The sequence below is a fragment of the Ferrovibrio sp. GW821-FHT12E11 genome (assembly GCF_058806975.1).
Window position 1 is genome coordinate 2476159 of record NZ_JBXAQG010000001.1, and the last position, 26099, is coordinate 2502257.

At 65.5% G+C, this 26099-nt stretch carries 26 protein-coding genes and 1 tRNA gene; 14 read left to right on the forward strand and 13 right to left on the reverse strand.

Translation table 11 applies throughout. The annotated features are described in order from the left end of the window. Window positions 1-55 precede the first annotated feature (55 nt). Together AC1ROT_RS12420 and AC1ROT_RS12425 are read left to right on the forward strand one after the other, a co-directional pair. Window positions 56-652, forward strand: coding sequence for a DUF6624 domain-containing protein (locus tag AC1ROT_RS12420; RefSeq protein ID WP_492999338.1), 597 nt, complete (start codon window positions 56-58; stop codon window positions 650-652). An 84-nt stretch (window positions 653-736) separates the two neighbouring features. After that, window positions 737-1063: a hypothetical protein gene (locus AC1ROT_RS12425; RefSeq protein WP_492999340.1), complete on the forward strand. Its 327-nt coding sequence runs from the start codon at window positions 737-739 to the stop codon at window positions 1061-1063. A gap of 10 nt (window positions 1064-1073) precedes the next feature. On the opposite strand, the gene truA is transcribed toward AC1ROT_RS12425, so the two are convergent. Genes truA through def form a run of 3 tightly spaced genes read right to left on the reverse strand, consistent with a single transcriptional unit; the run spans window position 1074 to window position 3257 of the window. Further along, a complete protein-coding gene (gene truA / locus AC1ROT_RS12430; RefSeq protein WP_492999342.1) occupies window positions 1074-1811 on the reverse strand; it encodes a tRNA pseudouridine(38-40) synthase TruA in 738 nt (245 codons plus the stop codon). Then, entirely contained in the window at window positions 1811-2731 is a 921-nt protein-coding gene (fmt, locus tag AC1ROT_RS12435; RefSeq protein WP_492999344.1) for a methionyl-tRNA formyltransferase, read from the reverse strand. Before fmt ends, truA begins: the two co-directional genes overlap by 1 nt. 7 nt (window positions 2732-2738) lie before the next feature. Then, window positions 2739-3257, reverse strand: a complete 519-nt coding sequence (def, locus tag AC1ROT_RS12440; RefSeq protein ID WP_492999346.1) for a peptide deformylase — start codon at window positions 3255-3257, stop codon at window positions 2739-2741. A 94-nt stretch (window positions 3258-3351) separates the two neighbouring features. Here def and rmuC point away from each other — a divergent pair, with 94 nt between their 5' ends. From rmuC to AC1ROT_RS12455, 3 genes are read left to right on the forward strand one after another with little or no spacing between them, the layout of a single operon-like run. After that, window positions 3352-4683, forward strand: coding sequence for a DNA recombination protein RmuC (rmuC, locus tag AC1ROT_RS12445; RefSeq protein ID WP_492973461.1), 1332 nt, complete (start codon window positions 3352-3354; stop codon window positions 4681-4683). Next, entirely contained in the window at window positions 4680-5306 is a 627-nt protein-coding gene (locus AC1ROT_RS12450; protein ID WP_492999348.1) for an exopolysaccharide biosynthesis protein, read from the forward strand. Before rmuC ends, AC1ROT_RS12450 begins: the two co-directional genes overlap by 4 nt. After that, the gene (locus AC1ROT_RS12455) at window positions 5306-5728 is read left to right on the forward strand and encodes a cupin domain-containing protein (RefSeq protein WP_492999350.1); all 423 of its coding nucleotides are present in this window, start codon (window positions 5306-5308) and stop codon (window positions 5726-5728) included. Before AC1ROT_RS12450 ends, AC1ROT_RS12455 begins: the two co-directional genes overlap by 1 nt. Here the strand turns inward: AC1ROT_RS12455 and AC1ROT_RS12460 are convergent. Further along, on the reverse strand, window positions 5697-6491 hold the full coding sequence (locus tag AC1ROT_RS12460; RefSeq protein ID WP_492973458.1) for an AraC family transcriptional regulator: 795 nt from the start codon (window positions 6489-6491) through the stop codon (window positions 5697-5699). The genes AC1ROT_RS12455 and AC1ROT_RS12460 overlap by 32 nt on opposite strands. 89 nt (window positions 6492-6580) lie before the next feature. Here AC1ROT_RS12460 and AC1ROT_RS12465 point away from each other — a divergent pair, with 89 nt between their 5' ends. Beyond that, on the forward strand, window positions 6581-7825 hold the full coding sequence (locus AC1ROT_RS12465) for an MFS transporter (RefSeq protein ID WP_492973457.1): 1245 nt from the start codon (window positions 6581-6583) through the stop codon (window positions 7823-7825). On the opposite strand, the gene yddG is transcribed toward AC1ROT_RS12465, so the two are convergent. Both yddG and AC1ROT_RS12475 read right to left on the reverse strand, forming a co-directional pair. After that, window positions 7793-8701, reverse strand: a complete 909-nt coding sequence (gene yddG, locus AC1ROT_RS12470) for an aromatic amino acid exporter YddG (protein ID WP_492999352.1) — start codon at window positions 8699-8701, stop codon at window positions 7793-7795. The two genes, AC1ROT_RS12465 and yddG, sit on opposite strands and share 33 nt — an antisense overlap. Before the next feature lie 106 nt (window positions 8702-8807). Further along, on the reverse strand, window positions 8808-9299 hold the full coding sequence (locus AC1ROT_RS12475; RefSeq protein ID WP_492999354.1) for a hypothetical protein: 492 nt from the start codon (window positions 9297-9299) through the stop codon (window positions 8808-8810). A 222-nt stretch (window positions 9300-9521) separates the two neighbouring features. Here AC1ROT_RS12475 and AC1ROT_RS12480 point away from each other — a divergent pair, with 222 nt between their 5' ends. The 3 genes from AC1ROT_RS12480 (at window position 9522) to AC1ROT_RS12490 (ending at window position 13980) form a co-directional block, all read left to right on the forward strand. After that, window positions 9522-10574 carry an aromatic ring-hydroxylating dioxygenase subunit alpha gene (locus AC1ROT_RS12480; protein ID WP_492999355.1) on the forward strand — a complete coding sequence of 351 codons (1053 nt, stop codon included), beginning with the start codon at window positions 9522-9524 and terminating at the stop codon, window positions 10572-10574. A gap of 100 nt (window positions 10575-10674) precedes the next feature. After that, window positions 10675-11877, forward strand: coding sequence for an MFS transporter (locus AC1ROT_RS12485; RefSeq protein WP_492973453.1), 1203 nt, complete (start codon window positions 10675-10677; stop codon window positions 11875-11877). Window positions 11878-12009: 132 nt separating this feature from the next. Continuing rightward, complete coding sequence (locus tag AC1ROT_RS12490) at window positions 12010-13980, forward strand: APC family permease (protein WP_492973452.1); 1971 nt, start codon at window positions 12010-12012, stop codon at window positions 13978-13980. A gap of 75 nt (window positions 13981-14055) precedes the next feature. Here the strand turns inward: AC1ROT_RS12490 and speE are convergent, their stop codons facing one another. The 4 genes from speE to AC1ROT_RS12510 form a co-directional block, all read right to left on the reverse strand. After that, the gene (gene speE / locus AC1ROT_RS12495; protein ID WP_492973451.1) at window positions 14056-14997 is read right to left on the reverse strand and encodes a polyamine aminopropyltransferase; all 942 of its coding nucleotides are present in this window, start codon (window positions 14995-14997) and stop codon (window positions 14056-14058) included. Next, window positions 14994-15425 carry an adenosylmethionine decarboxylase gene (speD, locus tag AC1ROT_RS12500; protein WP_492973450.1) on the reverse strand — a complete coding sequence of 144 codons (432 nt, stop codon included), beginning with the start codon at window positions 15423-15425 and terminating at the stop codon, window positions 14994-14996. Before speD ends, speE begins: the two co-directional genes overlap by 4 nt. 351 nt (window positions 15426-15776) lie before the next feature. After that, a complete protein-coding gene (locus tag AC1ROT_RS12505; protein WP_492999358.1) occupies window positions 15777-16766 on the reverse strand; it encodes a peptidoglycan bridge formation glycyltransferase FemA/FemB family protein in 990 nt (329 codons plus the stop codon). Window positions 16767-16773: 7 nt separating this feature from the next. After that, the gene (locus AC1ROT_RS12510; RefSeq protein WP_492973448.1) at window positions 16774-17316 is read right to left on the reverse strand and encodes a PAS domain-containing protein; all 543 of its coding nucleotides are present in this window, start codon (window positions 17314-17316) and stop codon (window positions 16774-16776) included. 82 nt (window positions 17317-17398) lie between these two features. Between AC1ROT_RS12510 and AC1ROT_RS12515 the strand changes: the two genes are divergently transcribed. After that, window positions 17399-17602: a hypothetical protein gene (locus AC1ROT_RS12515; protein WP_492973447.1), complete on the forward strand. Its 204-nt coding sequence runs from the start codon at window positions 17399-17401 to the stop codon at window positions 17600-17602. A gap of 71 nt (window positions 17603-17673) precedes the next feature. Here AC1ROT_RS12515 and AC1ROT_RS12520 read toward each other — a convergent pair. Further along, a tRNA-Ala gene (locus tag AC1ROT_RS12520) sits at window positions 17674-17749 on the reverse strand. Between the two features lie 119 nt (window positions 17750-17868). Next, on the reverse strand, window positions 17869-18192 hold the full coding sequence (locus AC1ROT_RS12525) for a TIGR02300 family protein (protein WP_492973446.1): 324 nt from the start codon (window positions 18190-18192) through the stop codon (window positions 17869-17871). A 172-nt stretch (window positions 18193-18364) separates the two neighbouring features. On the opposite strand from AC1ROT_RS12525, the gene aroA reads away from it, so the two are divergent. The 4 genes from aroA (at window position 18365) to fdhF (ending at window position 25161) form a co-directional block, all read left to right on the forward strand. Then, a complete protein-coding gene (gene aroA, locus AC1ROT_RS12530; protein ID WP_492999360.1) occupies window positions 18365-19747 on the forward strand; it encodes a 3-phosphoshikimate 1-carboxyvinyltransferase in 1383 nt (460 codons plus the stop codon). A gap of 7 nt (window positions 19748-19754) precedes the next feature. Then, entirely contained in the window at window positions 19755-20654 is a 900-nt protein-coding gene (locus AC1ROT_RS12535; RefSeq protein ID WP_492973444.1) for a LysR family transcriptional regulator, read from the forward strand. Window positions 20655-20746: 92 nt separating this feature from the next. Next, window positions 20747-22414, forward strand: coding sequence for an NADH-ubiquinone oxidoreductase-F iron-sulfur binding region domain-containing protein (locus tag AC1ROT_RS12540; protein ID WP_492999362.1), 1668 nt, complete (start codon window positions 20747-20749; stop codon window positions 22412-22414). Then, window positions 22411-25161, forward strand: coding sequence for a formate dehydrogenase subunit alpha (fdhF, locus tag AC1ROT_RS12545; protein ID WP_492999363.1), 2751 nt, complete (start codon window positions 22411-22413; stop codon window positions 25159-25161). The genes AC1ROT_RS12540 and fdhF overlap by 4 nt, the downstream gene beginning before the upstream one ends. Window positions 25162-25164: 3 nt before the next feature. Here the strand turns inward: fdhF and AC1ROT_RS12550 are convergent, their stop codons facing one another. Next, a complete protein-coding gene (locus AC1ROT_RS12550) occupies window positions 25165-26097 on the reverse strand; it encodes a DMT family transporter (RefSeq protein ID WP_492999365.1) in 933 nt (310 codons plus the stop codon). Window positions 26098-26099: the final 2 nt, after the last annotated feature.

A 26099-nucleotide genomic window follows, 5' to 3' on the forward strand; every position in this document is an offset into this window, starting at 1 on the left:
GACTTGCACGGCGGCAACGGCCAAGCTGTGTATAAGTGATTCTCCGGGGATGGTAATGGATCAGATTCTGCGCCAGACGCTGCTCGACATGGTCGAGGAAAGCCGCAGCCTGCGGACCCGGCTCGCGGCCGATGGCAGCCTGTTCCTCGGCTATAACGACGACATGCGCGCCATGCACAACAAGCAGGCCAAGGCGCTGGCCGGCTATGTCGATGCCAAGGGCTGGCCCGGCCTCGCGCTGGTCGGCGAAGACGGCGCCACCGCGGCCTGGATGATCGCCCAGCATGCCATCGGCTTGCCGCGCTTCATGCGCGCCTGTTTCGAGCTGATCGAGGCGGCGGCGGCGAAAGGCGATGTGCCGCGCTGGCAGCTGGCGCTGCTCACCGACCGCATCCGCTGGCTCGAAGGCAAGAAGCAGGTCTATGGCACCCAGTTCGACTGGGATGCGAATGGCGAACTCAATCCGCTGCCGATCGAGGACGAGGCCAATGTGAATGCGCGCCGCGCCTCGGCCAGCCTGACGCCGCTGGCCGATGGCATCGCCCAGCGCCGCAAGGAAGCCGCTGATTCTGGCGAAGTGCCACCGGCCAATGCCAGCCAGCGCACCGGTGATTTCGAAGCCTGGGCGAAAGCGATCGGCTGGCGCGCCTGAGATTGTACCGAGCCGGTTCCTGTTGGTGGAACTCTGATGTCCAGGTTGAGTGCATGTGTCTTGCTCGGATCAGCCGCATTGCTGATGGCATGGCAGAGTGTGCCGGCGCAAACCGAAAGCAGTGCCGCTATACCATCGGAGATTCGTGGGTCATGGGCGAAGCGCGGTTCGTGCGGCGATCCGGACCAGAGGATTCTGATCGGCGCCGACACGATCAAATGGGGCAGCAATCCTCCCGAGGACGCGATCTACGTCCTCAATGACGGGCCGCGGGGACAGGCGGCTGTGCGCTGGCGGGAAGAAGGCATCGTCAGCAATTTCAACTACGACCGCGCGCGCGACATCCTGATTTTTAACAGCCAGGGATATGGCATGCCCGGTGTAGAACGCTGGAATCGATGCCGCCGCTAGCCGGCCTGCGTCAGTACTCCACACGCGTCAGGCACAGCCCGTCGGGCGGCGCCGTCGGCCCGGCAGCCGCGCGATCTTTCTTCTCCAGCGCCGTCTTCACATCTGCCGCCGTCCAGCGACCTTCGCCCACCATCTTGAGCGTACCCGCGGTGATACGCACCTGGTTGTGCAGGAAGCTGCGCGAGCGCACGGTGATGTGGATTTCCTCAGCAACGCGGCTGACGGCCAGATGATCCAGCGTGCGCTCGGGCGATTTGGCCTGGCATTCGGTGGAGCGGAAGCTGGTGAAATCGTGATGACCGAGCAGCACCTGCGCGGCGTCGTGCATGGCTTCGGCATCCAGCGGCACCGGCACATGCCACACGAAACCGGCCTCCAGTGCCGGCGGCGGGCGTCTGTTCAGAATACGATAGAGGTAGTGTCGTGCCGTGGCCGAGAAGCGCGCATCGAAGCTGTCGTCCACGATGCTTGAGTCCAGCACGGCGATGCGCTGTTCGCGCAGGTAGAAGTTCAGGCCATCGCGGATGCGGTCCGGCGTGAAGTCGCGGTCGAGATCGAAATGCACCACCTGGCCGGTGGCATGCACGCCGGCATCGGTGCGGCCGGCGGCGAAAATTTCCACCGGCGCGCTGCACATGGCTTCCAGAGCCTCTTCCACCGCCTGCTGCACGCCTCGGCCATCCTTCTGGCGCTGCCAGCCGACAAAGGCCGTGCCATTGTATTCCAGCGTGAGGCGGAAGCGCGGCATCAGACGAGCCGCGAGCCCTTGGGCAGCGGCAGGCCGCGCAGGAAATCGGCAATCGCCACCGGCGACTTGCTCGGGCGCTGCAGTTTCAGCAGCGTCAGCGCGCCGGTTCCGCAGGCGACCGTGCCGGTATCGTCCAGCATGGTGCCGGGCGCGCCGCTGCCGGCAACCGGTTCGCAGGCCAGCAGCTTGATGCGTTCGCCGTTCAGCGCAAACGTCGTGCCGGGGCCGGGATTGAGCGCGCGGACCATGCGGTCGATCTCGGCGGCGGATTTCGTCCAGTCGATGCGGCCTTCATCTTTGCTGAGCTTGGCGGCATAGGTCACGCCTTCGGCCGGCTGAGCCTGCGGCGCGATCTTGCCATCGGCGAAATCATGCAGGGCGCGCACCATCAGCGGTGCGCCGATGCGGCAGAGCTCGTCATGCAGCTGGGTGACGGTCATGCGCGGCGTGATCGCCACGGTTTCGCGCAGTAGTACCGGCCCGGTATCGAGGCCGACATCCATCTGCATGGCGCAGACGCCGGTCTCGGTGTCGCCGGCAAGAATAGCCCTTTGAATGGGCGCGGCACCGCGCCAGCGCGGCAGCAACGAGGCATGCAGGTTGAAGCAGCCGAGCCGCGGCGCATCCAGCACCGGCTTGGGCAGCAGCAGGCCATAGGCCACCACCACCGCGGCATCCACATGCAGCGCGGCGAAGTCGGCCTGGGCTTCGGGCGATTTCAGGCTGACCGGATGGCGCACGGTCAGGCCGTTCTGTTCGGCGAAGGCCTGCACGGGCGAGGGCGTCAGCTTCTGGCCGCGGCCGGCCGGGCGCGGCGGCTGGCTGTAAACGGCGGCGATTTCATCGCCGGCCTTCAGGAACGCCTCCAGCACCGGCACGGCGAAATCCGGCGTGCCCATGAAGACGAGGCGTAATGTCATCCTGAGATCAGGCGGTGGCGGTCAGGCGCTTCTGCTTCAGCAGCTTGCGCAGGATCATGTTGCGCTTGAGCGCCGAGATATGGTCGACGAACAGGATGCCGTCGAGATGGTCCATCTCATGCTGCAGGCAGACTGCGAGCAGCCCGTCGGCCTGCAACTCCTGCTGCTCGCCGTTGCGGTCAAGATAGCTGACCTTGATCTCGGCCGGGCGCTCGACCTCGGCATACTGTTCCGGCAGCGACAGGCAGCCCTCTTCGTAGAGCTGGTCGTCATCGGACACCCAGGTGATTTCCGGGTTGACGATGTAGAGCGGCTGTTTGTCCTCGCCCTCGCGCGCCACGTCGATCACCAGCATGCGCTTGGGGATGCCGACCTGGATGGCGGCCAGGCCGATGCCGGGCGCCGCATACATGGTTTCCAGCATGTCATCGAGCTGCTGGCGCACCTCGTCCGTCACCGCTTCGACGGGGGTCGAAACAGTCTCCAGAACCGGGTCGGGCGCCGTGATGATGGGCAGCAGGGCCATAGGGTCTTTCCGTGATATTACGGGGCGTCAGATAGGCCGCGGGCTGGCGGTCCGTCAAGCCCGCTGTTATTTAACGTCCATGCCCATGGATATAATGCCGATTCTCGCCATCGCCAGTCTTGCCGGGCTGGCCATCGTGCTGATCCTGCTGGTTTTCCTGCTGCGCCGGGGTGGGTCTTCCGCCGGTGAGGCGGCCCTGGTGGCCGAGCTGCGCGATCAGGTCGACCAGGCCCGCGACGAGGCCGCCGCCGCCCAGGCTGCCCGGCTGGACGCCGAGCGCCAGGCCGCCGGCCTGCGCGCCGAACTCGCCGTGAAGACCCAGGCTTTCGAGAAGCTGGCCGAGACCGCCACCCAGGCGGCCCGGGCGGCCGCCGTGGAATCCGCCGCCCAGCTCTCCAACAAGCTGCTGGCCGACCACAAGCGCGAGGCCGAGGCCCAGAAGGAAGACGCCGAGAAGAAGGTGCAGTTGGTCACCGAAAGCCTGACCAAGCAGATGACCGCGGTGGCGCAGGTGGTCGCCGGCACGGTGGCCCAGCAGCAGAAGGACAACCAGCGCGTCGATGCCATTCACCGCATGCTGTCGCATCCAGGTGGCGCCGGGCGGCTGGCCGAGATCGGGTTGGAGAATACGCTGAAGGCTTTCGGCCTGCAGCCGGGCGTCGATTTCGTGCTGCAGTATCATGTGGCCGGCGACAGCGACCGCGGCAGCTTGCGCCCCGATGCGGTGATCTTCCTGCCCGGCGACGCGGTGCTGGTGGTCGATTCCAAGGCCTCGAAGCTGCTGCTCGACCTGGCCGAGGCGGAAGGCGCGGGCGCCGAGGCGGCGGCGCTGCAGCAGCTGGCCCAGCGCATGACCACGCATCTGCGCGCCCTGACCGCCAAGGATTACGGCAACGCGGTGGTGAGCGCCTACAGGGATGCGAAACGCGGCGGCGTGCTGAAGCGCAGCATCGTCGCCATGACGCTGCCCAACGATGCGGCGGTGGAAAAGCTGCGGCTGGCGGCGCCGGATTTCGAGCAGCGCGCTATCGAGGCCGGCGTGGTGCTGGCTGGACCCTCGTCGCTGTTCGCCCTGATCGCCTTTTCGCGCATGCAAATCGACAGCGGCAAGCAGATCGAGAATCTGGACAAGATCGTGGAGGCCGTGACGGCGCTGGTGGAAAGCACGGCAACGGCGCTGACGCTCGCCGAAAAGGTCGGCCGCGGGTTGCAGCAGGCGACCGAACAGTTCGAAAGCTTCAGCCGTTCGGTCAATGCCCGGCTGCTGCCGCGCGTGCGCAAGCTGGCGCAGCTTGGCATCCGCCCGAGCAAGAGCGCGCCGGCCGCTTTGCCCAGCTTCGAGGTCAATGTGCATCGCACCGATGATGTGATCGAGGCCGAGGTGGAGGAAGTCGCGCCGCGCCTGCCGGGTATCGGTGACACATGAGCGACGCTCCGGAATCCGAATCGGCGGCGCCCGAAAAGGTCAGCGACATCGTCGCCGCGCTCTGCGACGGCCGGGATGACGACCGCATCAGCCTGGACGATCTGCTGCGCGCCTTCGGTCTGCGTGCCTTCGGCCTGCTGATCTTGGTCTTCGCCCTGCCCAACGGCATTCCGGCGCCGATTGCCCCCGGCCTGTCGGCGGTGCTCGGCGCACCGCTGCTGCTGCTGTCGGTGCAGATGCTGCTCGGCTTCGAGACGCCGTGGTTTCCGAAAAGCTGGCGGGCCCGCAGCTTCCGGCGCGGCGATATCGCCAAACTGCTGCGGCCGGCGCTGCCCTATATCGTGAAGATCGAACGGTATGTGCGGCCGCGCTTCCTGCATCTGTCGGGGCGTCGCGCCAGCCGGCCGTTCGGCCTGCTGATCCTGTGGAATGCTGCGCTGCTGTCGCTGCCAATCCCCTTCGGCAACCTGATTCCGGCCTGGGCCATCATCCTGGCAGCCCTGGGTCAGGTCGAACGCGACGGCACGCTGCTGATCGCCGCCATCGTCGCCAGCCTGCTGGCCACCGGCTGGGTCTGGTTCCTGCTCGACGTCGGCCTGGCCATTATCGACCGGATCTTCTGATGACGGCCGACGAGATCATCGCCCTGCTCAAGCTGCAGCCGCATCCCGAAGGCGGCTATTTCGTCGAGACCTTTCGCGATCCGGCAACCGATACCGATGGCCGCAGCCGTTCGACCGCGATCTATTTCCTGCTGAAGCAGGGTGAGAAATCCCACTGGCATAAAGTGGATGCCGTCGAGACCTGGCACTGGCATGCGGGTGCGCCGCTGAAACTCCAGATCGCTGCCGACAAAGGCGCGCCGGTGCAGACCATCACGCTCGGCAATGACATCGCCGCGGGCCAGCGGCCGCAGGGCATCGTGCCGCAGGATCACTGGCAGGCGGCGGAGACGTTGGGCGACTGGACCCTGGTCGGCTGCACCGTCGCGCCGGGCTTCGACTTCGCCGGCTTTACGCTCGCCCCGAAGGGCTGGGCGCCTTAGCGAAATACTTCCCCGGCGTCGTGCCGAGCGAGCGGCGGAACATCGCCGTGAAGGCCGCCGCAGAGGCATAACCCAGATCGCTGGCCACCAGTGCCACCGGACGGCCGCTGCTTAAGCGTGCCAGCGCCTCCGCCAGACGCGCCTGCTGCCGCCAGGCCTGGAAGCCCATGCCGGTCTCGCGCTGGAACAGCCGTGCCAGGCTGCGGCTGCTCATGCCGGCCTCCGTTGCCAGCGTCTCGATATCGGTGTCGTCGCTCAGATGGTCCAGCACGCGCCGGCAGACGGCCTTCAGCCTGGCCTCGCGCGGCATTGGCAGATGCAGCGGCAGAGCCGGCACGCTACGCAGCTCATGCAGCAGCAGCTGCGCAATCGCCGCGCCGCGGCTTCCCTGTTCATATTCCACTGGTTCCTCCATGGCGGCGAGGATGAGCGCACGCAGCAGATCGGATACCTCGATCACCTGGCAGGCCGGCGGCAGCAGCGCGGCAGTCTGCGGGGCGATATAGAGCGTGCGCATCGCCACCGCGCCGCTCATGCGGATCTCGTGTTCGACGCCGGGCGGAATCCACAGCGCGCGCTGCGGCGGCACCACCCAGGCGCCCTGTTCGGTGCTGACCCGCATGACACCGCGCGTGGCATAGAGCAGCTGTGCCCGCTCGTGGCTGTGCGGCTCGATATGGAACCCGGCCGGGAAATCCTTCGGCATGGCCGCCACGGCGGGGGCGATGCGCTGGTAATCCTCGGCATTGGTGCTGCGGGCCATGTCCGATTCTCGATAGAAACTGTCAGGACAATGACTATCAGACACCCCTATGGTGGAGCCTGCAACCGTTTCTCTCAAGGATTCCGTCCATGTCGCTGCCGCGCCGGGTGATCAACTACGTCAATATCGCCCATCTGTTCGACCATATGTTCATGCTGATCTTTCCCACCGCCGTGCTGGCGATGGAGGCGGATTTCGGCCGCGGTTACGGCGAATTGCTGGCGCTCTCCATCGGCGGCTTCATCGCCTTCGGTGCCGGCTCGATCCCATCGGGCTGGCTCGGCGACAAGTGGAGCCGGCGCAACATGCTGGGCGTCTTTTTCATCGGCATCGGCGGTGCCGCGATCCTGGCCGGCAGCACCAGCTCGCTGTGGATGCTGGCGGTGGCGCTGACGCTGATGGGGCTGTTCGCTTCGATCTACCATCCGGTCGGCACGGCCATGCTCACCGCGCATGCGGAAGCGCTCGGTTCGGAAAAACTCGGCCGCGAGCTCGGCACCAACGGTGTCTGGGGCAATGTCGGCGTCGCCTGTGCGGCGCTGGTCACCGGCGCGATCGCGCAGTATCTGGGCTGGCGCTACGCCTTCATCCTTCCGGGTCTGGTCTCCATCGGCTTCGGCATCGCCTATCTGGCCATGGTGCCCGAACATGCCAGCCCGCCGCGCAAGGGCAAGCCGCAGGTGAAAGTGCCCCGCGCCATTGCCATCCGCGCCTTCGCGGTGCTGGCCGTGGTCGGCGTCAGCGGCGGCGTGGTGTTCAATGCGGCCACCATCGTGCTGCCCAAGCTGTTCAGCGAACGCATGCATGATCTGATCGGTACGCCGGTTGGCATCAGCATGCTGGTCTTCATGGTCTATCTCGCCGGCGCCATGGCGCAGCTCATCATCGGCCGTCTGGTCGACCGCTATACGCTGAAGCAGATCTTCGTTGTCGTGTCCTTCCTGCAGGCGCCGTGTCTTCTGTTGGCCGGCTACACGGAAAGCTGGTGGCTGGTGCTACCCTGCCTGGGCGTGATGTTCGCGGTCTTCGGCCAGGTGACGATCAACGACACCATGGTGGCGCGCTATACCTCGGATGAATGGCGGGCGCGGGCGTTTTCGCTGCGCTATCTGCTGTCGTTTGGTGCCAGCGCCACGGCGGTGCCGCTGATCGCGCTGGTCTACGAACGCGGCGGCGGTTTCGACACGCTGTTCGGTGTGCTGGCGGCGCTGGGCCTCAGCATCTTCCTGTCGGCGCTGGTCTTCCCTGGCGGTTCGCCCACGGAGTCGCCTGTTGGGGCACCGCGCAGCGAAGACATGCCGTCAGGTGCGACGCCGAAGGTCGCCGGTGCCTAAGACGGCGCCACCGACGATCAAAGCGCAGGCAAGAATGACGGGCAGGGTGAGCGCGCCCTGCCCGAACAGGATCAGCAGCAGGGTCGAGAGCAGCGGGGCCGCGTAAGCCATTGTGCCCAGCGCGCGTACATCGCCGCGCTTCATGCCATGGTCCCAGCAGAAGAAGGCGAGGCCGACCGGGCCTAAGCCCAGCGCGATCACCGCGGCCCATTCTTTCATATCGGCTGGTACGCCAGTGGTCTCGAAAGCAAAATGCCCGATCCAGGACAGCAGTGCGGTTGCCGCGCAGAAGGCGCCGACCGCATCGGTGGGAACTGTTGCAAAGCGCCGGCTCAGCACCGAATAGGTCGACCAGGTGAAGGCGCAGGCGAAGGCGGCGGCGTAACCCGCCGCATAGCGCCAGTCGAAGCCCAGCTCGCCCTTGCCGGCGATCAAGATCACGGTGCCGGCGAGGCCCAGGGCTGCACCAGCCAGATGGAACCAGCGCAGCCGCTCGCCCGGCAGCAAGGCCGAGAACAGCACGATCAATAATGGCCAGAGATAGTTGATCAGGCTGGCTTCCAGCGGCGGCGCCAGTTTCAGCGCCAGGAAATACAGCTCGTGATAGCCGAACAGCCCGCCGACGCCCAAAGCCCAGGCGGCGGGGCTGAGCCGGAAATGCTTGACCACGCCATCGCCCCGGATGATCCAGAGCACCACGGCGGCGAGCGCCGAGAGCGTAAACGTCATGGCAGTGAGTTGCAGGGCCGGCACGCTGGGAGTCAGCGTGGTGAACAGTGCCAGCGCGGCCCACAGCCAGATGGCGATGGTGCCGATCAGGGTGGCGCGCAGTTTCTTCGAAGACTCGGGGCGCTGCGCAGAATCAGAGGTCGTCATTTTTGTGAACCCAGGCGATACGATACCGCCCCAGTACGAAAAAGCCCGCCTGATGACAAGCGGGCTGCAATCGTTATGCGGATGACGTGGCGTCAGACCGCCCGGATCAGACGGCGCGGGCGCCGTCCATCCGGTAGAACAGCGGCGACTGCTCGTCTTCCAGCAGGCGCAGGGTGCCGCGGATCAGCAGCGGGCGTTCGGCGAAGGTCACCGGCTTTGCTGCCTTGACCGCGACCAGCCGGTTAAGATCGGCCGTCATGCAGGTCGGGCAGTGGAACTGCAGGGCGCCGAGCAGGAATTCGCTATGCTCCGCGCCATCGCGGAAAGGCATCATATAGCCGGTCAGCGTGACCGCCTGGCCGTCGAGGCTGCGCAGGGCGGCCGGAAAGCGGCTGATGGCGCCATCCTGGAAGCGGGTTTCTCCGGCGCTGGCGAGCAGGTCCCAGTCCAGCGTGCCGTCCACCGGCGGCACCGTCAGGCGCAGATGCCCGGGCAGCGGTTCCAGCGACAGGGCGCGGGCCGGCGCGGTCGCAAGACAGGCAAAGCCCGAAGCGGCGGTGGTCAGGGCGGCGGCAGACAGGAACTGGCGACGGCGCATGGCAGCCTCATCAATCAAGTAATGTTATAATATATCATTCTTTGCAACATAGGCAAGAAAACACTGGCCCTCCGTGGTGCAGGATTTGCATATTTCCGGGACACGGGTCGAAGACCCGGCCAGCGGAGGCGACCATTCACGGTAGGCCGGCTGGCGGCCCCGTCCCACCGGTCCGCCTTATGACGGCGACCGCGGGGGCCTGAGCGATAGGATGTCCTATCCATGCTGACGACCAAGCAGAAGACCCTGCGTAAATTCTGGTATGCCACCGTGAAGCTGAAGGATCTGGCCGATGGCCCGAAGCCCTTCCGCCTGATGGGTGAGGACCTGGTGCTGTTTCTCGATGCGGACGGCAAGCCGGCCTGTCTGGCCGACCGCTGCTGCCACCGCACGGCCAAGCTCTCTAAGGGCTGGTGCGAGAACGGCAACATCGTCTGCGGCTATCACGGCTGGACCTATGACAAGACCGGCCAGTGCGTGCGCATCCCGCAATACCCCGACAACGCCGCCGTCTCGGGCACGCTGAAGACGCCGAGCTACCGCTGCCAGTCGCGCTATGGCTATGCCTGGGTGGCGCTGGAAGAACCGCTGGCCGAGATCTTCGACATCCCGGAAGACAGCGATCCCGGCTTCCGCCGTATCGACCAGTTCTATGAACAGTGGAACTGCGCGCCGATCCGCATGCTGGAGAATTCCTTCGACAACGCACATTTCTCCTTCGTGCACAAATCCACCTTCGGCCAGCTCGACCAGCCCAAGCCGGAGAAATACGAGATGAAGGAGACCGATTACGGCTTCTATGCCGAATCGATCGTGCCGATCGCCAATCCGCCGATTGCCCATCGCGTCACCGGCACCACGGCGCCGACCACCACGCGGCATATGCGCAATCACTGGTACATGCCGTTCTGCCGCCGCCTCGACATGGAATATCCCGGCGGACTCCGGCACATCATCTTCAACTGCGCGACGCCGATGGAAGATGGCAGGATTCAACTCGTGCAGTGGCTGTATCGCAACGACAGCGAAGACCAGTGCAGCACCCAGGAGCTGATCGACTGGGACGCGGTGATCACGCTGGAGGATAAAGAAATCCTCGAAGCCACCGATGCCGATGCCTGCATCGACATCTCGCGTCGCATCGAGGCGCATATGCCGTCCGACAAGGGTGGCCTCATCATGCGCAAGCGCCTGCTTGAGCTGTTCAAGGCCCATGGCGAAGGCGAGATTTACGCGGGTATGCCAGCCACACCGCTGCAGAGTGCGGCGGAGTGATCCATCTGTGCAGCGAAGGTCGGGACGGCAGTCCCGGCTTTCGCGCCGCATAAGAAAATCTCATGCACGATGGCGGGGAAGGGCGCTATAAACCAGCCCAATGCTTCTGTCCGCTTATCGCCGCGACGGCTGGCCGCTGGTCGCCGCCCTGTCTCTCGCCCAGCTGGTGTCCTGGGGCACCATCTTCTATGGCTTCCCGCTCTTCGTCCTGCCGATGGAGACCGAACTCGGCTGGAGCCGCGGCGAACTGAACGGCGCGCTGTCGCTCGGCCTGCTGGTCGCGGGCCTGATGGCGGTGCCGGTGGGACGACGGATCGACAGCCATGGCGGCCGCATGCTGATGAGCGTCGGTTCGCTCGGCGCGGCGCTGCTGTTTGTCGCCTGGTCGCGCGTCGACACGTTGGTCGGGTTCTACCTGCTGTGGTTCGGCCTTGGCCTGTGTCAGGCCTGCACGCTCTACACGCCGGTCTTTGCCGTGCTGACCCGGCTGTTCCCCGAAAACTTCAAGCTGCGCATCACCGTGCTGACCTTGGCCGGTGGCTTGGCCAGCACGGTGTTCATTCCGCTGATCGCCTGGGCCATCGAGGGCCTGGGCTGGCGCGATGCCCTGCTGCTGATGGCGGGCTGCAATCTGGTCTTCTGCCTGCCGGTGCATGCGCTGATGCTGCGCGACCGCCAGATGGCGCCATCGGATATCGCAGCAGTATCCGCCGGCACCGCGATGCAGAAGGGGCCGCTGCATCGGGCGCTGCGCCATCCGGTCTTCTGGGGCCTTGCCGTCTGCTACACCTTCTACGGCCTGATGCATGCGATGCTGACCTTCCACTTCGTGCCGATGTTCGGCGAATACGGCATCCCGCTGGCCATCGCGGTCGGCATCCTGGCCGTGATCGGCCCGGCGCAGGTGGCCGGCCGCATCCTGCTGTTGTTCGTGCACCGCATCGATACAGTCGCCACCGGCATCCTGGTCATGGGCACCTTCCTGATCGCGGTGCTGTTGCTGATGCTGTTTCCGGCCGTGGTGCCGGCGCTGTTCGTCTTTGCGGCGCTGTATGGCGCCGCGAATGGCATGATGACCATCCTGCGCGGTACCGCGGCGCCGGATCTGCTCGGCCGCGCGGGCGTCGGCGCTATCAACGGTGCGCTCAGCCTGCCGGCCAGCATCGCCGCCGCCATTGCGCCCTCGCTGGCGGCGCTGATCTGGGACGTGAGCGACGGCTACGCCGCCGTTCTCGTGGCGGTGCTGGCCGCGGCGGTGTTTTCCACTGCCGGATTCGCCTTCGCTGCCGCCAAGGCACGGTAATCTCTATCAAATTCGGAATTCACAGCCGACTCTTGACGATTTTTGGTTTCAGGCAGAGGATCGCGCCGCGTTTGACATGAAAACGCCCCCAGCGACAGGCAACCGCCTCTCTCATCCTCCGTTATCATTGCTATGAAACCTTCCTGGCTGAGTCTCGAACGACTCAAGCGTCTTTTCCTCGGCGCACCGCTCGATCCCTTCTCGCCGAAGGTGCGCCAGCATATCGCCCTGGCGGCATTCCTGGCCTGGGTCGGCCTTGGCGCCGATGGTCTGTCTTCGGCGAACTACGGCCCGGCCGAAGCCTTCCTGGCGCTGGAGGGGCATACCCATCTGGCGCTTTACCTGGCCATCGCCACCGGGCTCACGGTTTTCATCATCGCCTTTGCCTATAACCAGGTGGTCGCGCTGTTTCCCAATGGCGGCGGCGGCTACAAGGTCGCCACCGAACTGATCGGCCCCCATGCGGGCCTCGTCTCGGGTTCGGCGCTGATTATCGACTATGTGCTGACCATCGCCATCTCGGTGGCCAGCGGCGTGGACGCGCTGTTCAGCCTGCTGCCGCCGCAATGGCAGGCCTACAAGTTGCCGATCGAATTCCTGGTGGTCGTCATGCTCACCACCTTGAACATGCGCGGCATGAAAGAGCCGATTGCGCTGCTGCTGCCGCTGTTCCTCGGCTTTGTCGTCACCCATGTGCTGCTGATCGTCGTCGGCATCGGCGCCCATTCCGATGCCCTGCCCGACCTGATCCCGGCCACCGTCAGCGAGACCCAGAACCTCGCCGGCACGATTGGCCTGTTCGGCGTCATCGCGCTGCTGCTGAAGGCCTTTGCCATGGGCGGCGGCACCTATACCGGCATTGAAGCCGTGTCGAACAATGTCAACATGCTGCGCGAGCCGCGCGTGCAGACCGGCAAACTGACCATGCTCTACATGGCGCTGTCGCTGGCCTTCATGGCGGCGGGCCTGATCGTGCTCTACCTGCTGTGGAACGTCAGCTACGAAGAAGGCAAGACGCTGAATGCCGTGGTCTTCGAGTCGATCCTGAGCGAGCTGTTCGGCGACAGCCTGCTGGTGCCGGTGGCACTCACCATCACGCTGATCTTCGCCGCCGCCCTGCTGTTCGTCGCCGCCAATACCGGCTTCCTCGGCGGCCCGGCCGTGCTGGCCAACATGGCGGTCGACCGCTGGATGCCGCACCAGTTCAGCCAGCTCTCGGATCGCCTGGTCACCCAGAACGGCGTCATCGTCATGGGCGCCGCCGCCATCGGCGCGCTCTGGGTCACCGATGGCGAGGTGCATTTCCTGGTCGTGCTCTATTCGATCAACGTGTTCCTGACCTTCTCGCTCTGCCTGGCCGGCCTGTGTCGCTACTGGGTCATGCACCGCTGGGAAAAGGGCTTTGTGATCGGCATGCTGCAGTCGGCCGTAGGCTTCGCCGTCGCCTTCTCGATCCTGCTGGTGACGCTGGTCGAAAAATTCATGGATGGTGCCTGGTTCACCGTGCTGGCCACCGGCTTCGTGGTCTTCCTCGGCTATTCGATCAAGCGCCATTACGACAGCGTGAACCGTCAGCTCGCCGAGGCTGATGTGCTGTTCGGCAACACCCAGAGCGCGCCGCCGGCCCGCGACCTGGTGCCCGATCCCAAGGGGCGCACGGCGGCGCTGTTCCTTGGCGGCCGCGACGGCGTGGCCATGCATACGCTGCTGGCGGCGCTGACGCTGTTCCCCAACCAGTTCAAGAATGTGGTCTTCCTCACCGTGGGCGAGATCGATATCGAGCAGTTCCACGGCCAGGAAAAGGTCGCGCGGATGCAGGTGGAGATCGATACGCGCCTGGAGCGCTTCTCCAACTGGTGCGAACGCCGCGGCATCGCCACGGCCACCTACCGCGCCTATGGCACCGAAACGGTCGAGCTGCTCGACAAGCTGGCCGGCGAAGTGCTGGAGACCTTCCCCAACACGGTCTTCTTCGCCTCCAAGCTGCTCTTTGCCAATGACAACGTCTTCACCCGCCTGCTGCACAATTCGACGCCGCTGGCGCTGCAGCGGAAACTGCACAGCCGCGGCGTGCCGATGGTGATCCTGCCCATGAAGGTCTGAAGCCTTTCAGCCTCGCGCCAAACAAAAAGCCCGCCGGGATCACCGGCGGGCTTTTTGTGAGTATTCGTCCAGCGTCTAGCGCCTGGCTTTTTTCTTCGGCGCGGCTTTCTTCTTCGGTGCAGGCTTTTTCTTCGCGGCCGGCTTCTTCACGGCCTTTGCCTTCGGCAGGGCCGGCAGCAGGCGGGCGACGAAATTCGGCAGCGCGAAGGCGCCGAAATGCAGCTCCGGATTATAGTAGTTCAGCTTGGGCAGCTTCGCCGCGTCGAAACGTGCGAAGATATGGCGCGGATCGACATCGGTGATGTCGCGGTCCGACGCCCAGGTCATCGACATGAAGCCGCAGACATAGGTCGGCACCACGGCCAGATACGTGCCCGAATGCGCCCAGATCTTCTGGAACAGCTTGATCGCGTCGGTCAGTTCCGGGCCCTGCATATGGGGCACGCCGTTCTGGGCGACGAGAATGGCGCCCGGCTTCATCACCCGGCGGCAGTTATCGTAAAACGCTTTGGAGAAGAGCACGGTGGCGGGGCCGACCGGATCGGGCCGGTCGACGATCACGATGTCGTAGCGGTCCTTGGTCTCGGCCACATAGGCCGCGCCGTCGCCGACGATCAGGTTGGTGCGCTTGTCGGAGAAGGCCTTGCCGCAGATCTTGGGCAGGTATTTCTTGGCGACCTCGATCACCTTGCCGTCGATCTCGACCATGGTGACGCGCTTGATCGACTTGTGCTTCAGCACTTCTTCCAGGATGCCGCCGTCGCCGCCGCCGATGATCAGCACCGACTGCACCTTGCCATGGGCCAGGATCGGCAGATGCGTCAGCATCTCGTGGTAGACGAATTCGTCGCCCTCGGTGCACTGGACCACGCCGTCGAGCGCGAGCACGCGGCCGAAGCGGCCGCTCTCGAACACGCCGACATTCTGGTACTGCGACTTGCCCTCGAAGAGGACCTTCTTGACTTCGTGGCTCTGGCGGAAGCCCTTGTAGAGCGTCTCGTTAAACCACGTGGTCACAGGACCAGGCCCCGCTTGAGTTCGGTGCACTGGATGTTGTCGGGCAGGAAGGCGCGGCGCAGCACCGGAATAGCCTTCTGTGGCTGGCAGTCGCCGCAGACGAAGACGTCCAGAGCCGCATAGCCCTTTTCCGGCCAGGTGTGGATCGACATGTGGCTTTCCGCCAGCACGGCCACGCCCGAGATGCCGCCATTGGGCTCGAAATGATGCAGGTCGATGTTGAGCAGCGTCGCGCCGATCTCGGCCACGGCCTCGGTCAGCGTCTGCTTTACCAGCGCCAGGTTATCCAGGTGCTTGCCGCCCCACAAATCGATAATCAGATGCATGCCGGCATAACGCATGCCGTCCTTGCAGATGAAATGCTCGTCGGCCGCCGTCTCGTCGGTCGGCACGGCATGCAGGGCAGGCTTGAGGGAGTTCTTGGTCATACTGGTCTCTCCACCACGGGGATTGCTGTGGGCAATCCGGGAAATGAGCGGCAACCCCGATAAGATGAAAGGGGTGTCCGATTGGCAGAGAGACTGTTGGGAAAGCCCCGTGGTTCCGGTCGGTCGGATCGATGTCCGGGCCGACGGCCAGTTCGCAACTTTCCAAACAGTCTCTGGAAGGGGGGTATGGGGCCAATCCCCCCCTGATGCAAGCAAAAACGACCCCTCGGGGGCGGTTTTTTTCCCCTGTGGTGCAGGGGTCACAACCAGGGGGCAGCCAGCGGGCTGAATCGCGCCGAATCCGCGCTGTTGCCGCGGCAAACTGTCACATTCGGCGATGGATGCTTCGCCTCAGAGATAACTGCCGGCGAGGGTGAAAACCGCGCCGCCCAGGCCCAGCTTGAAGCGCGCCACACCGGCGCCGCGTTCGGTATCCACGCCGCCCAGATCGAAATCGGTGACGCCACGTTCTTTCAACTCGGCCACCGCCCGCCACAGCAGACGGTAATGCGCCTTCACCAGCCGTCCGGCTTCGTTGCTCCAGCCCATGGCATAGGTCGCACCGGCGCCATGGCGCAGCACCAGGATGCCGGCGATCGGACGCAGCTTGCCCAGATGCGGCCCGGCATGGGCCCAGAGTAATATGGCATCCTCACCGGCCTGTGCCGTGGCGACGCTGGCGGCAAAGGCGGTGTAGAAGGCGGCATCGGGTCCGAGGAAGCGGCTTTCCAGCCGATGCTCGTCATGCTCGCCCATCAGGGCAGCGAAGGCTTCGGCATTCCAGCTGCCATCGGCGACGCTGCTCACTTCAAGCAGCAGCGCCGACTTCTCGGCGGTCTTGAGCATGTTGCGCCATTTGCCGTCGAGCTGTTTGCGCAGGCGCTCCAGCGGCGGCATCAGGTCGAGCCGGATCGAGGAATAGCCGGTCACCATCGGCCGCAGGCCCAGTTGCGCCAGCGCGGCATCGGACTCCGAGCCGCCGTTCAGTTCCGGTAGCCACCAGAGCAGGCAGCGCTGGCGCCAGGGATAGGCGGCACGGAGCAGGCCAAGCGCTGCGTTGCGGTCGGCGCGGTCGAGGCCGGGCATGAAGAGCGGCCCGCGCACCAGGCGCACGAAACGGCCGAGCAGGGGAATGCGGCGGACGAAAACCTGCGCCATGCCGATGACGGTATCGCCACGCCGGATCAGCCAGCGTTCGGGCCAGACCTTGCCGGTGGAGGCTGCATCGACGGCGGCGCCATAGCACCAGCCCTGCTCCAGCACGCTGCGGCGCATGGCGCTTTGCGCCGCCGCCCAGGCGGCGGCATCGCTGCAGGCCTGCAGGGTGATCGCGTCAGGCACGGCTTCGTCAGGCAACGGGCAGGCCCACATGGCCCGACGGCCGGCGGGCGAAAATCTGGCAGGCCATCAGCATGTCGACGGTCTGGTGGTCGGTGGCGAGCGGCAGCCAGATCGCTTCGTAATCGTACCAGCGCTCATCATAGAACTGTTTGTTGTGCACCAGCAGAACGCCAGGGTCGGCGCAGAGCATTTCCAGCCGGCCCAGCAGCAGCGCGCGGTATTGCTTCAGCGGCAGTTCGTCCAGCCATTTGCCGGTATGGTCGAAGCCGTCGCGGGCGACGATGGCCGAACCGATCAGGCGATAGCGGAAGCGCAGGCGGCCGGGGATCGGCGCATTGCGATGCACCTCGAAAATGGTGATGCCACCGAGCGCGGCTTTCATGTCGAGCGGGTCGATATCCTGGCGGCCGGGAAAGCGATGGGCGCCGCGCCGGTCCTGCCAGTAATCGTAGAGCTGGCCGATCACCGGCTCGCGGCAGTCGGCGGCCGTGAAATCGCGCCGCAGCAGGCTGGCGGTCGAGAAGGTGGAGCGGCCGGGGGCATCGGTCATGGCCGGCAGCTTGGCCGGTTCGGCACAGCACTGTAAAGCCATGCTCTTCCGGGCGGCGGCGCTTTGCGGTAAAGACGGCGTCATGGCCCGCCTGTTCCGACAGCCTGAGCGCATCCACGGCCTGGTGATTCCGGCGCCCCGGTTCACGCGCTGGGCGCTGCTGTATTTCCTGAAATTCGTGCTGGGACCGGTGCTGCTGCTGCTGCTGGCGCTGGATGTCGCGCTGTATTTCATCTTCCGCGACTGGCTCGGCGCCTGCTACGGCATCCTGTGCTTCTGGTCGTGAGCGGCCGGCCGGAACGAAAACGCCCGGCCAACCAAATGTCTTGGGCGGACCGGGCGTTTTTCGGAAGGATTTGGTGGAGCCAAGCGGGATCGAACCGCTGACCTCCTGCATGCCATGCAGGCGCTCTCCCAGCTGAGCTATGGCCCCATTAAATCACGGACTTAACAGCTCCTTGTCAGAGCCTGAGGTCCGTCGGCGGGGGCGGACCATAAGCCGCCCTCCGCCGCTTTGCAAGTGCTTCGTGGCCCCGAAACGAGGCCCGATTTTCAGCGTTCTTCAGTCTCGTCCGTCGGGGTCTCGACGTCGATCTCTTCGGCGACATCGTCCTCTTCGAACTCGTCGGCATCCTCCAGAATCTCGTCGCCGATCTCGGCATCCTCCACCACGTCATCGGCGGCATCGGCAATGACGACGGGCTTGGGGGCCTTCTTTTCTTCGACCTTGGACGGGCGGCGGGCCGATTTGGCCAGCACTTCCGGATTGAATTCCGTGCTGCATTTCGGGCAGATGATCGGCGATTTACCGAGATCGTAGAAGCCGGCACCGCAACTCAGGCAGCGGCGCTTGGTGCCCCATTCAGCTTTCGCCATCGAACAAATCTCCATGCTGGTCGGCGCCCGGACAGCCTTGGAAACGGGTCCGGCGGCGACGCCCCGGCCGGCTGGCCGGAGCGGCGCGATTGTGTTAAAGAAGCGCGCCCTGTCAACCCGTTAATCCCGGCTTTTTTTACGGCCGGCGACCCGCTCTGGGACTGTTGCCCCGATGACCGCCCATTCCACCCAGAAAGCCCAGCCTCTCCGGTCCCGCCCTGGCGCCGCCGGCTTGGCCGGCAGCGCCGCCATTCCGGGCGACAAGTCGATTTCCCACCGGGCCCTGATCTTCGGCGCCCTGACCGTGGGCGAAACCCGGGTCAGCGGGCTGCTGGAAGGCGAGGATGTCCTGCGGACGGCGGCCGCCATGCGCGCCATGGGCGCCGAGGTCGAGCGCCTGGGTGACAGCCCGCGCGGCGGCGGCGACTGGCGGGTCTGGGGCGTCGGCGTCGGCGGCCTGTCCGAGCCCGAGGACGTGCTCGACATGGGCAATGCCGGCACCGGCGCGCGCCTGGTCATGGGCCTGGTCGCCAGCCACAATTTCTCCGCCACCTTCACCGGCGATGCCTCGCTGCGCCGCCGCCCGATGGGCCGGGTGGTCGAGCCGCTGTCGCGCATCGGCGCGCGCTTCGTCGGCCGCAGTAACGGCCGCCTGCCGCTGACGGTGGTCGGCACGGCCCATCCGCTGCCGATCGAATACGAACTACCGGTGGCTTCGGCTCAGGTGAAGACCGCGGTGCTGCTCGCCGGCCTGAACGCGCCGGGCATCACCACGGTGATCGAGCATGAGGCGACCCGCGACCATACCGAAAACATGCTGCGGCATTTCGGCGCCGAGGTCAGCGTCGAGGTAACGAAATCCGGCGGCCGCATCATCCGCCTGACCGGGCAGCCCGAATTCAAACCGGCCACCATCAGCGTGCCGGGCGATCCGTCCTCGGCGGCTTTCCCGATGGTGGCGGCGCTGATCGTGCCGGGCTCGCAGATCACGCTGAATAACGTCGGCCTCAATCCCCTGCGCACCGGGCTGTTCGCCACCCTGCAGGAGATGGGCGCCGACATGACCTATGCCAACCGGCGCGACGAGGGCGGCGAGCCGGTGGCCGATATCATCGTCAAGCATGGTGCACTGAGGGGCGTGACCGTGCCACCCGAACGCGCGCCCAGCATGATCGACGAATACCCGATCCTGTTCGTGGCGGCCGCCTGCGCCGAGGGCGACACCGTTGTGCGCGGCGCCAAGGAACTGCGGGTGAAGGAAAGCGACCGCCTGGCCGTGATGGCGCGCGGCCTCAAGGCCTGCGGCGTCGATCTCGAGGAATTCGAGGATGGCATTGTCATTCACGGCAAGGGCCGGCCGCCCCGGGGCATCGCAGCGGGCGGCGACGCCATCGGCACCGAACTGGATCACCGCATCGCCATGTCTTTCCTGGTTCTGGGTCTGGCGGTGCAGGACGGCACCGTGATCGATGATGCCCGCGTGATGGATACCAGCTTTCCCGGCTTTGCCGATCTGATGCGGCGGCTGGGCGCGACCCTCGAACGCGCGGCCTGACCGTCGCATGATCGACAAGCTGGAATTCCTGCTGGCGCTGGCGCGCGAGAAGAATTTCGGCAAGGCCGCCGACATCTGCGGCGTCACCCAGCCCACGCTTTCGGCCGGCATCAAGCAGCTCGAAGATACCCTTGGCGTGCTGCTGGTGCAGCGCAGCTCGCGCTTTCTCGGCTTCACCGCAGAGGGCGAGCGGGTGCTGGACTGGGCGCGCCGGATCGTCGGCGATGCGCGCGCCATGCGCCAGGAGGTGCAGGCGCTGAAAACCGGTCTGACCGGCCATCTGAAGATCGCCGCCATTCCCACGGCGCTGGGCATGGTCTCGGCGCTGACCACGCCTTATCGCGCCAAACATGCGGATGTGAAATTCACCATCCTGTCGCGCACGTCGATCGAAGTACTGGCCATGCTGGAGAATCTCGAGATCGATGCCGGCATCACCTATATCGACAACGAGCCGCTCGGCCGCGCCCGCTCGATCCCGCTGTATTCCGAGCAGTATCGCCTGCTGACATCGGAAGACAGTCCGCTGGGCCGCCGCGACAGCGTCACCTGGGCCGAGGTCAGTCGCATCCCGCTCTGCCTGCTGACGCCTGACATGCAGAACCGCCGCATCATCGACCGGCTGCTGCGCGAGGCCGGCGGCGCCGAGCCCGAGCCGACGCTGGAATCCAACTCGATGATCGTGCTGTTCTCGCATGTGCGCACCGGCCAGTGGGCCAGCGTGATGCCGGAAAAGCTGGCCGAGACGCTCGGCTTGACCGAAACCCTGCGCGCCATTCCGATCACCCAGCCGGATGCGGTGCACACCATCGGCCTGGTGGTGCCGCAGCGCGAACCGATGCCGCCGCTGACCGCCGCCCTGATGGCGGAAGCCAAGCTGCTCGCTACCGTGCTGACCGGTCGATAGAAAACCTCTATCGCGCGACGGGAATGCGGTCTTGATCCCGCCCTGACCGGGGCGGATGATGGCGCACCAGCAGCCAGCCAGCGTTTTTGTTCATGAATATTGCCGTTCCTGCGCCCCGCCAGCATCGGCCGGGCCGTCCTGGCCGCGCCACGCCGCGCGGCCGTCAGGCTTCTGATGCCGATCATGCAGCCTTGCGCGCCATAGTCGTGCCCGATGCCGGCCGTCGCGATCTGCTGATCGAATACCTGCATGCGATCAACGATGCAAAGGGGTATCTGCCGGCGCCGCTGCTGACCGCCCTGAGTGAAGTCATGCACCTGCCGCTGGCCGAGGTGTTCGAGACGGCGACCTTCTATGCGCATTTCCGGGTGGTCGATGGCGACGAGCCCGCGAGCGTGACCCTGCGCGTCTGTGACAGTTTGAGTTGCGCCATGGCCGGCGCCGATGCGCTGGCCGCACAGCTGGAAAGCCTGGAAGGCGTGCGGATCGAACGTGCACCCTGCATGGGGCAATGCGACCGCGCACCCTGCGCCGTCTATGGCAAGAACGTGATCGCGCCGGCCTCGCGTGAAGCCGTGCAGACGGCGCATGCGGCCAGGGCCGTTGCACCGGTTCTGCCGCCTTACAAAGGCCTGGCGGCTTACAGGGCGCAGGGCGGTTATGGCGTGCTGGCAAAATTGCGCGCCGGCGCGCTGACGGCCGAGACGCTGATCGCCGAGATCGAGGCCGCCGGCCTGCGCGGCATGGGTGGCGCCGGTTTTCCCACGGCGCGCAAATGGAAAGCCCTGCTGGAGCAGCCGAAGCCGCGCCTGCTCGCCGTGAACGGCGACGAGGGTGAGCCCGGCACGCTGAAGGATCGCTGGCTGCTCGAAACCGATCCGCATGGCTTCCTTGAGGGCATGCTGATCGCCGCCCATCTGATCGAGGCGGAAACGGCCTATATCTATCTGCGCGACGAATATCCGGCGCTGCATGTGGTCATCGCCGACGAGCTGCAGGCGCTGCGGGCCGCCGGCCTGCTCGGCGAGGTGACGGTCGAACTGCGGCGCGGCGCCGGGGCCTATATCTGCGGCGAGGAATCGGCGATGCTGGAAAGCATCGAGGGCAAGCGCGGCCTGCCGCGCCAGAAGCCGCCCTATCCGTTTCAGGTTGGCCTGTTCGGCCGCCCGACGCTGATCAACAATATCGAGACGCTCTACTGGGTGCCGCAGATCGCCGATAAAGGCGCGGCCTGGTGGCAGGGCCATGGCCGCAACGGTGGGAAAGGCCTGCGCAGCTATTCGGTCTCCGGCCGCGTGCGCAATCCCGGCGTCAGGCTGGCGCCGGCCGGCGTCACCATCATCGAGCTGATCGAGGAGTATTGCGGCGGCATGCTGCCGGGCCACAGATTCATGGCCTATCTGCCGGGCGGGGCCTCGGGCGGCATCCTGCCGGCCAGCTTAGATAATATCCCGCTCGATTTCGGCCAGCTGGAGAAATATGGCTGCTTCATCGGTTCGGCGGCGGTGATCGTGCTGTCGGACCAAGATGACGTGAAGGATGCGGCGCTGAACCTGATGAAGTTCTTCCGCCATGAAAGCTGTGGCCAGTGCACGCCCTGCCGCGTCGGCACCGAAAAGGCCGCGACGCTGATGGCGCAGCCGAAATGGAACGAGCCGCTGCTGCGCGATCTGGCGCAGGTGATGCGCGATGCCTCGATCTGCGGTCTGGGCCAGGCTGCGCCCAATCCGCTGCTCTCGGTGCTGGAGCGCTTCACATGATCCGCTTTCTGCTCGACGGCAAACCGGTCGAGGCGCAGCCCGGCGAGACCATCTGGCAGGTGGCCAAACGGGTGGGCACGGATATCCCGCATCTGTGCTACACGCCGCAGCCGGGCTTCCGCGCCGATGGCAACTGCCGTGCCTGCATGGTGGAGATCGCAGGCGAGCGCGTTCTGGCGCCGAGCTGCAAGCGTGAGCCGACCGAAGGCATGACGGTGGTTTCGGCCAGCGAACGGGCCGTGAAAGCGCGCGCCATGGTGATGGAGCTGCTGGTTGCCGACCAGCCGGTGCGCGCCGAGGCCCATGACGCGGAGTCGAAATTCTGGCACTGGGCCGAGGCGCTGAACGTCACCGAGAGCCGCTTCCCGGCACGGGAGGCGGCTCCCGTTGCACCAGACCGCAGCCATGGCGCCATGGCGGTCAACCTAGATGCCTGCATCCAGTGCAATCTCTGTGTGCGCGCCTGCCGCGAGGTGCAGGGCAACGATGTGATCGGCATGGCCTTCCGCGGCCATCATTCCGAGATCGTCTTCGATTTCAACGATCCGATGGGCGACAGCACCTGTGTAGCCTGTGGCGAATGCGTACAGGCCTGCCCCACCGGCGCGCTGCTGCCGGCCACGCTGGTCGACGAACACAATCGCGGAGTCGAGAAGGCGACCAAGAGCGTCGACAGCCTGTGTCCCTTCTGCGGTGTCGGCTGCCAGGTCACCTATCAGATCAAGGATGACAGGATTCAGTATGTCACCGGCCGAGACGGACCCGCCAATCGCGGCCGGCTCTGCGTGAAGGGCCGCTTCGGCTTCGACTATATCAGCCATCCGCATCGCCTGACCGTGCCGCTGATCCGCAAGGACGGCATCCCGAAGCATGGCGGGGATTTCGTCGATCCGGCGAATCCCTATACGCATTTCCGCGAAGCCACCTGGGAAGAGGCGCTGACGCGCGCGGCGGCCGGCCTGGTCAAGGTGCGCGACGCGGTCGGTCCGCAGGCGCTGGCCGGTTTCGGTTCGGCCAAAGGCTCGAACGAAGAGGCCTATCTGTTCCAGAAGCTGGTGCGTCTGGGCTTCGGCACCAACAATGTCGATCACTGCACGCGCCTTTGTCATGCGTCATCCGTTGCTGCATTGATGGAAGGCGTCGGTTCGGCCGCCGTGACCGCGCCGTTCTCGGCCGCCATGGATGCCGAGGTGATCATCGTGATCGGCGCCAATCCCACCGTGAACCATCCGGTGGCGGCCACCTTCATCAAGAATGCCGTGCGGCAGAATGGCGCCAGGCTGATCGTGATGGACCCGCGCGGCCAGGCGCTGACCCGGTTTGCCACGCATCACCTGCGTTTCAAGCCGGGCGCCGATGTGGCGCTGCTGAATGCGCTGCTGCATGTCATCATCGCCGAGAACCTGACCAATCCGGCCTATATTCAGCGTTTCGTCGACGGCTTCCCCGACCTGGAGCAGGCGGTGAAGGACGCGACGCCGGAAGCCATGGCACCACTCTGCGGCATCGAACCCGACGTGCTGCGCGACGTGGCGCGGATGTATGCGACCTCAAAAGCCTCGATCATCTTCTGGGGCATGGGTGTGTCACAGCATGTGCATGGCACCGACAATGCCCGCTGCCTGATCGCACTCAGCCTGATCACCGGCCAGGTCGGCAAGCCCGGCACCGGCCTGCATCCGTTGCGCGGCCAGAACAACGTGCAGGGCGCGTCTGACGCCGGCCTCATTCCGATGGTGTTGCCCGACTACCAGTCGGTGGAAGACGCCGCCAGGCGCCAGGCCTTCGAGGCTGTATGGGGTGCCAGCATTCCGCCCAAGCGCGGTCTGACCGTGGTCGAGATCATGACGGCGATCCTGCAGGACGAGATCCGCGGCATGTATATCATGGGTGAGAATCCGGCGATGTCGGACCCCGATGCCACTCATGCCCGCGCGGCGCTGGCCAAACTCGATCATCTGGTGGTGCAGGATATTTTCCTCACCGAAACCGCCTTCCATGCCGATGTGGTGCTGCCCGCTTCCGCCTTTGCCGAGAAAGACGGCAGCTTCACCAATACCGATCGCCGCGTGCAGATCGGCCGCGCCGCGCTTAAGCCGCCGGGCGAGGCGCGGCAGGACTGGGCGCTGGTGCAGGCGATCGCGCAGCGCATGGGCCTGCCCTGGGCCTATGGGCATCCGAGTGAAATCTATGCCGAGATGGCGGCGCTGATGCCCTCGCTGGCCGGCATCACCTGGTCGCGGCTGGAAAACGAAGACGCGGTCACCTATCCGGGTGGCCAGGAGATCATTTTTGGCGACGGTTTCCCCACGGCCACCGGCCGCGCCCGCATCGTCCCCACCAAGGTCACGCCGCCGGCCGAACTGCCCGATGCCGATTACCCGATGGTGCTCAGCACCGGCCGCCTGCTTGAACACTGGCATACCGGGGCGATGACGCGGCGGGCGACGCAGCTGGATGCGCTGGAGCCCGAAGCCATCGCCATGCTGCATCCGCGCGATGCAGGCCGCATGGGCATTGCGGCTGGCGACATCATCCGGGTCTCGACCCGGCGCGGCGCGATCCAGCTCAAATGCCGCATCGACCGCGATGTGGCCGAGGGCATGGTCTTCATTCCGTTTGCCTTCTTCGAGGCGGCGGCCAACCTGCTGACCAATCCGCAGCTCGATCCTTTCGGCAAGATTCCGGAATTCAAGTTCTGCGCGGCAAAGGTCGAACCGCTGCGCGAGCAGGTGGCGGCAGAGTAGCCTTCAGCTTTTTGCCGGCTTGAGGATCAGGCCCAGCGCGGTGGCAACCAGAACCAATGCTGCGAATTCCGGCCATTGCGGCTGCTCGCCCAGCATCCACATCGACGAGAAGACGCCCACCACCGGGATCATCAGGGTCGACAACCCGCTGATGCCGGCCGGCAGGATGCGCACCAGCACATTCCAGGCCCAGTAGCAGAAAACGAAGCAGATCGTGGCGTTGTACAGCGCCGAGAGCCACGGCCCGAGCGAATACATGTACCAGCCGCTGGATTCCAGCGCAGGTGCCAGAACGAAGATCGGCAGGCCGCCCAGCACCATCTGCCAGCCGACAAACGGCACGGCCGTCATCGGCACCAACCAGAGCTTGGTCAGCAGCGTGCCGATGGCCCAGCAGACGGATGCTGCCAGCACCAGCACCACGCCCAGCGGCGCGGCCGCCATGGCCTGCCATTCGCCGGCGACCAGCACGATCAGGCCGGTGAGGCCGATGCCGAGGCCGGCGAGCTTCCAGCCGGTGAGGCGTTCGTGCAGCAGCAGCGTGCTCATCGGGATCAGCCATAGCGGCATGGTGAAGGCGAGAATGGTGGTGCGGCCGGCCGGCAGCATGCTGAGGCCGTAGAGCACAAAGACATTCCAGCCGGCGATGTTGAAGAGGCTGATCCAGACCAGCTTCCAGAAATAGCCGGCGGGAATGCGCAGCGGCATGCGCTTGAAGATCGCGATGGCAAACAGGCCGACGGCGCCACCGCCCAGGCAGAGCGCGCGGAAGGTGAAGACCGGCATTTCCACCAGCGCGATCTTCATGATCGGCCAGTTGATGCCCCAGAACAGCGTCAGCAGCGCCAGCAGGCCGAGCGAATAGGCGGAAATGCCCTGCTGGACAACAGCCTGGGGGGCGGCACCCTTTTGGGTGTCGATGGACTGATCGGTCATGG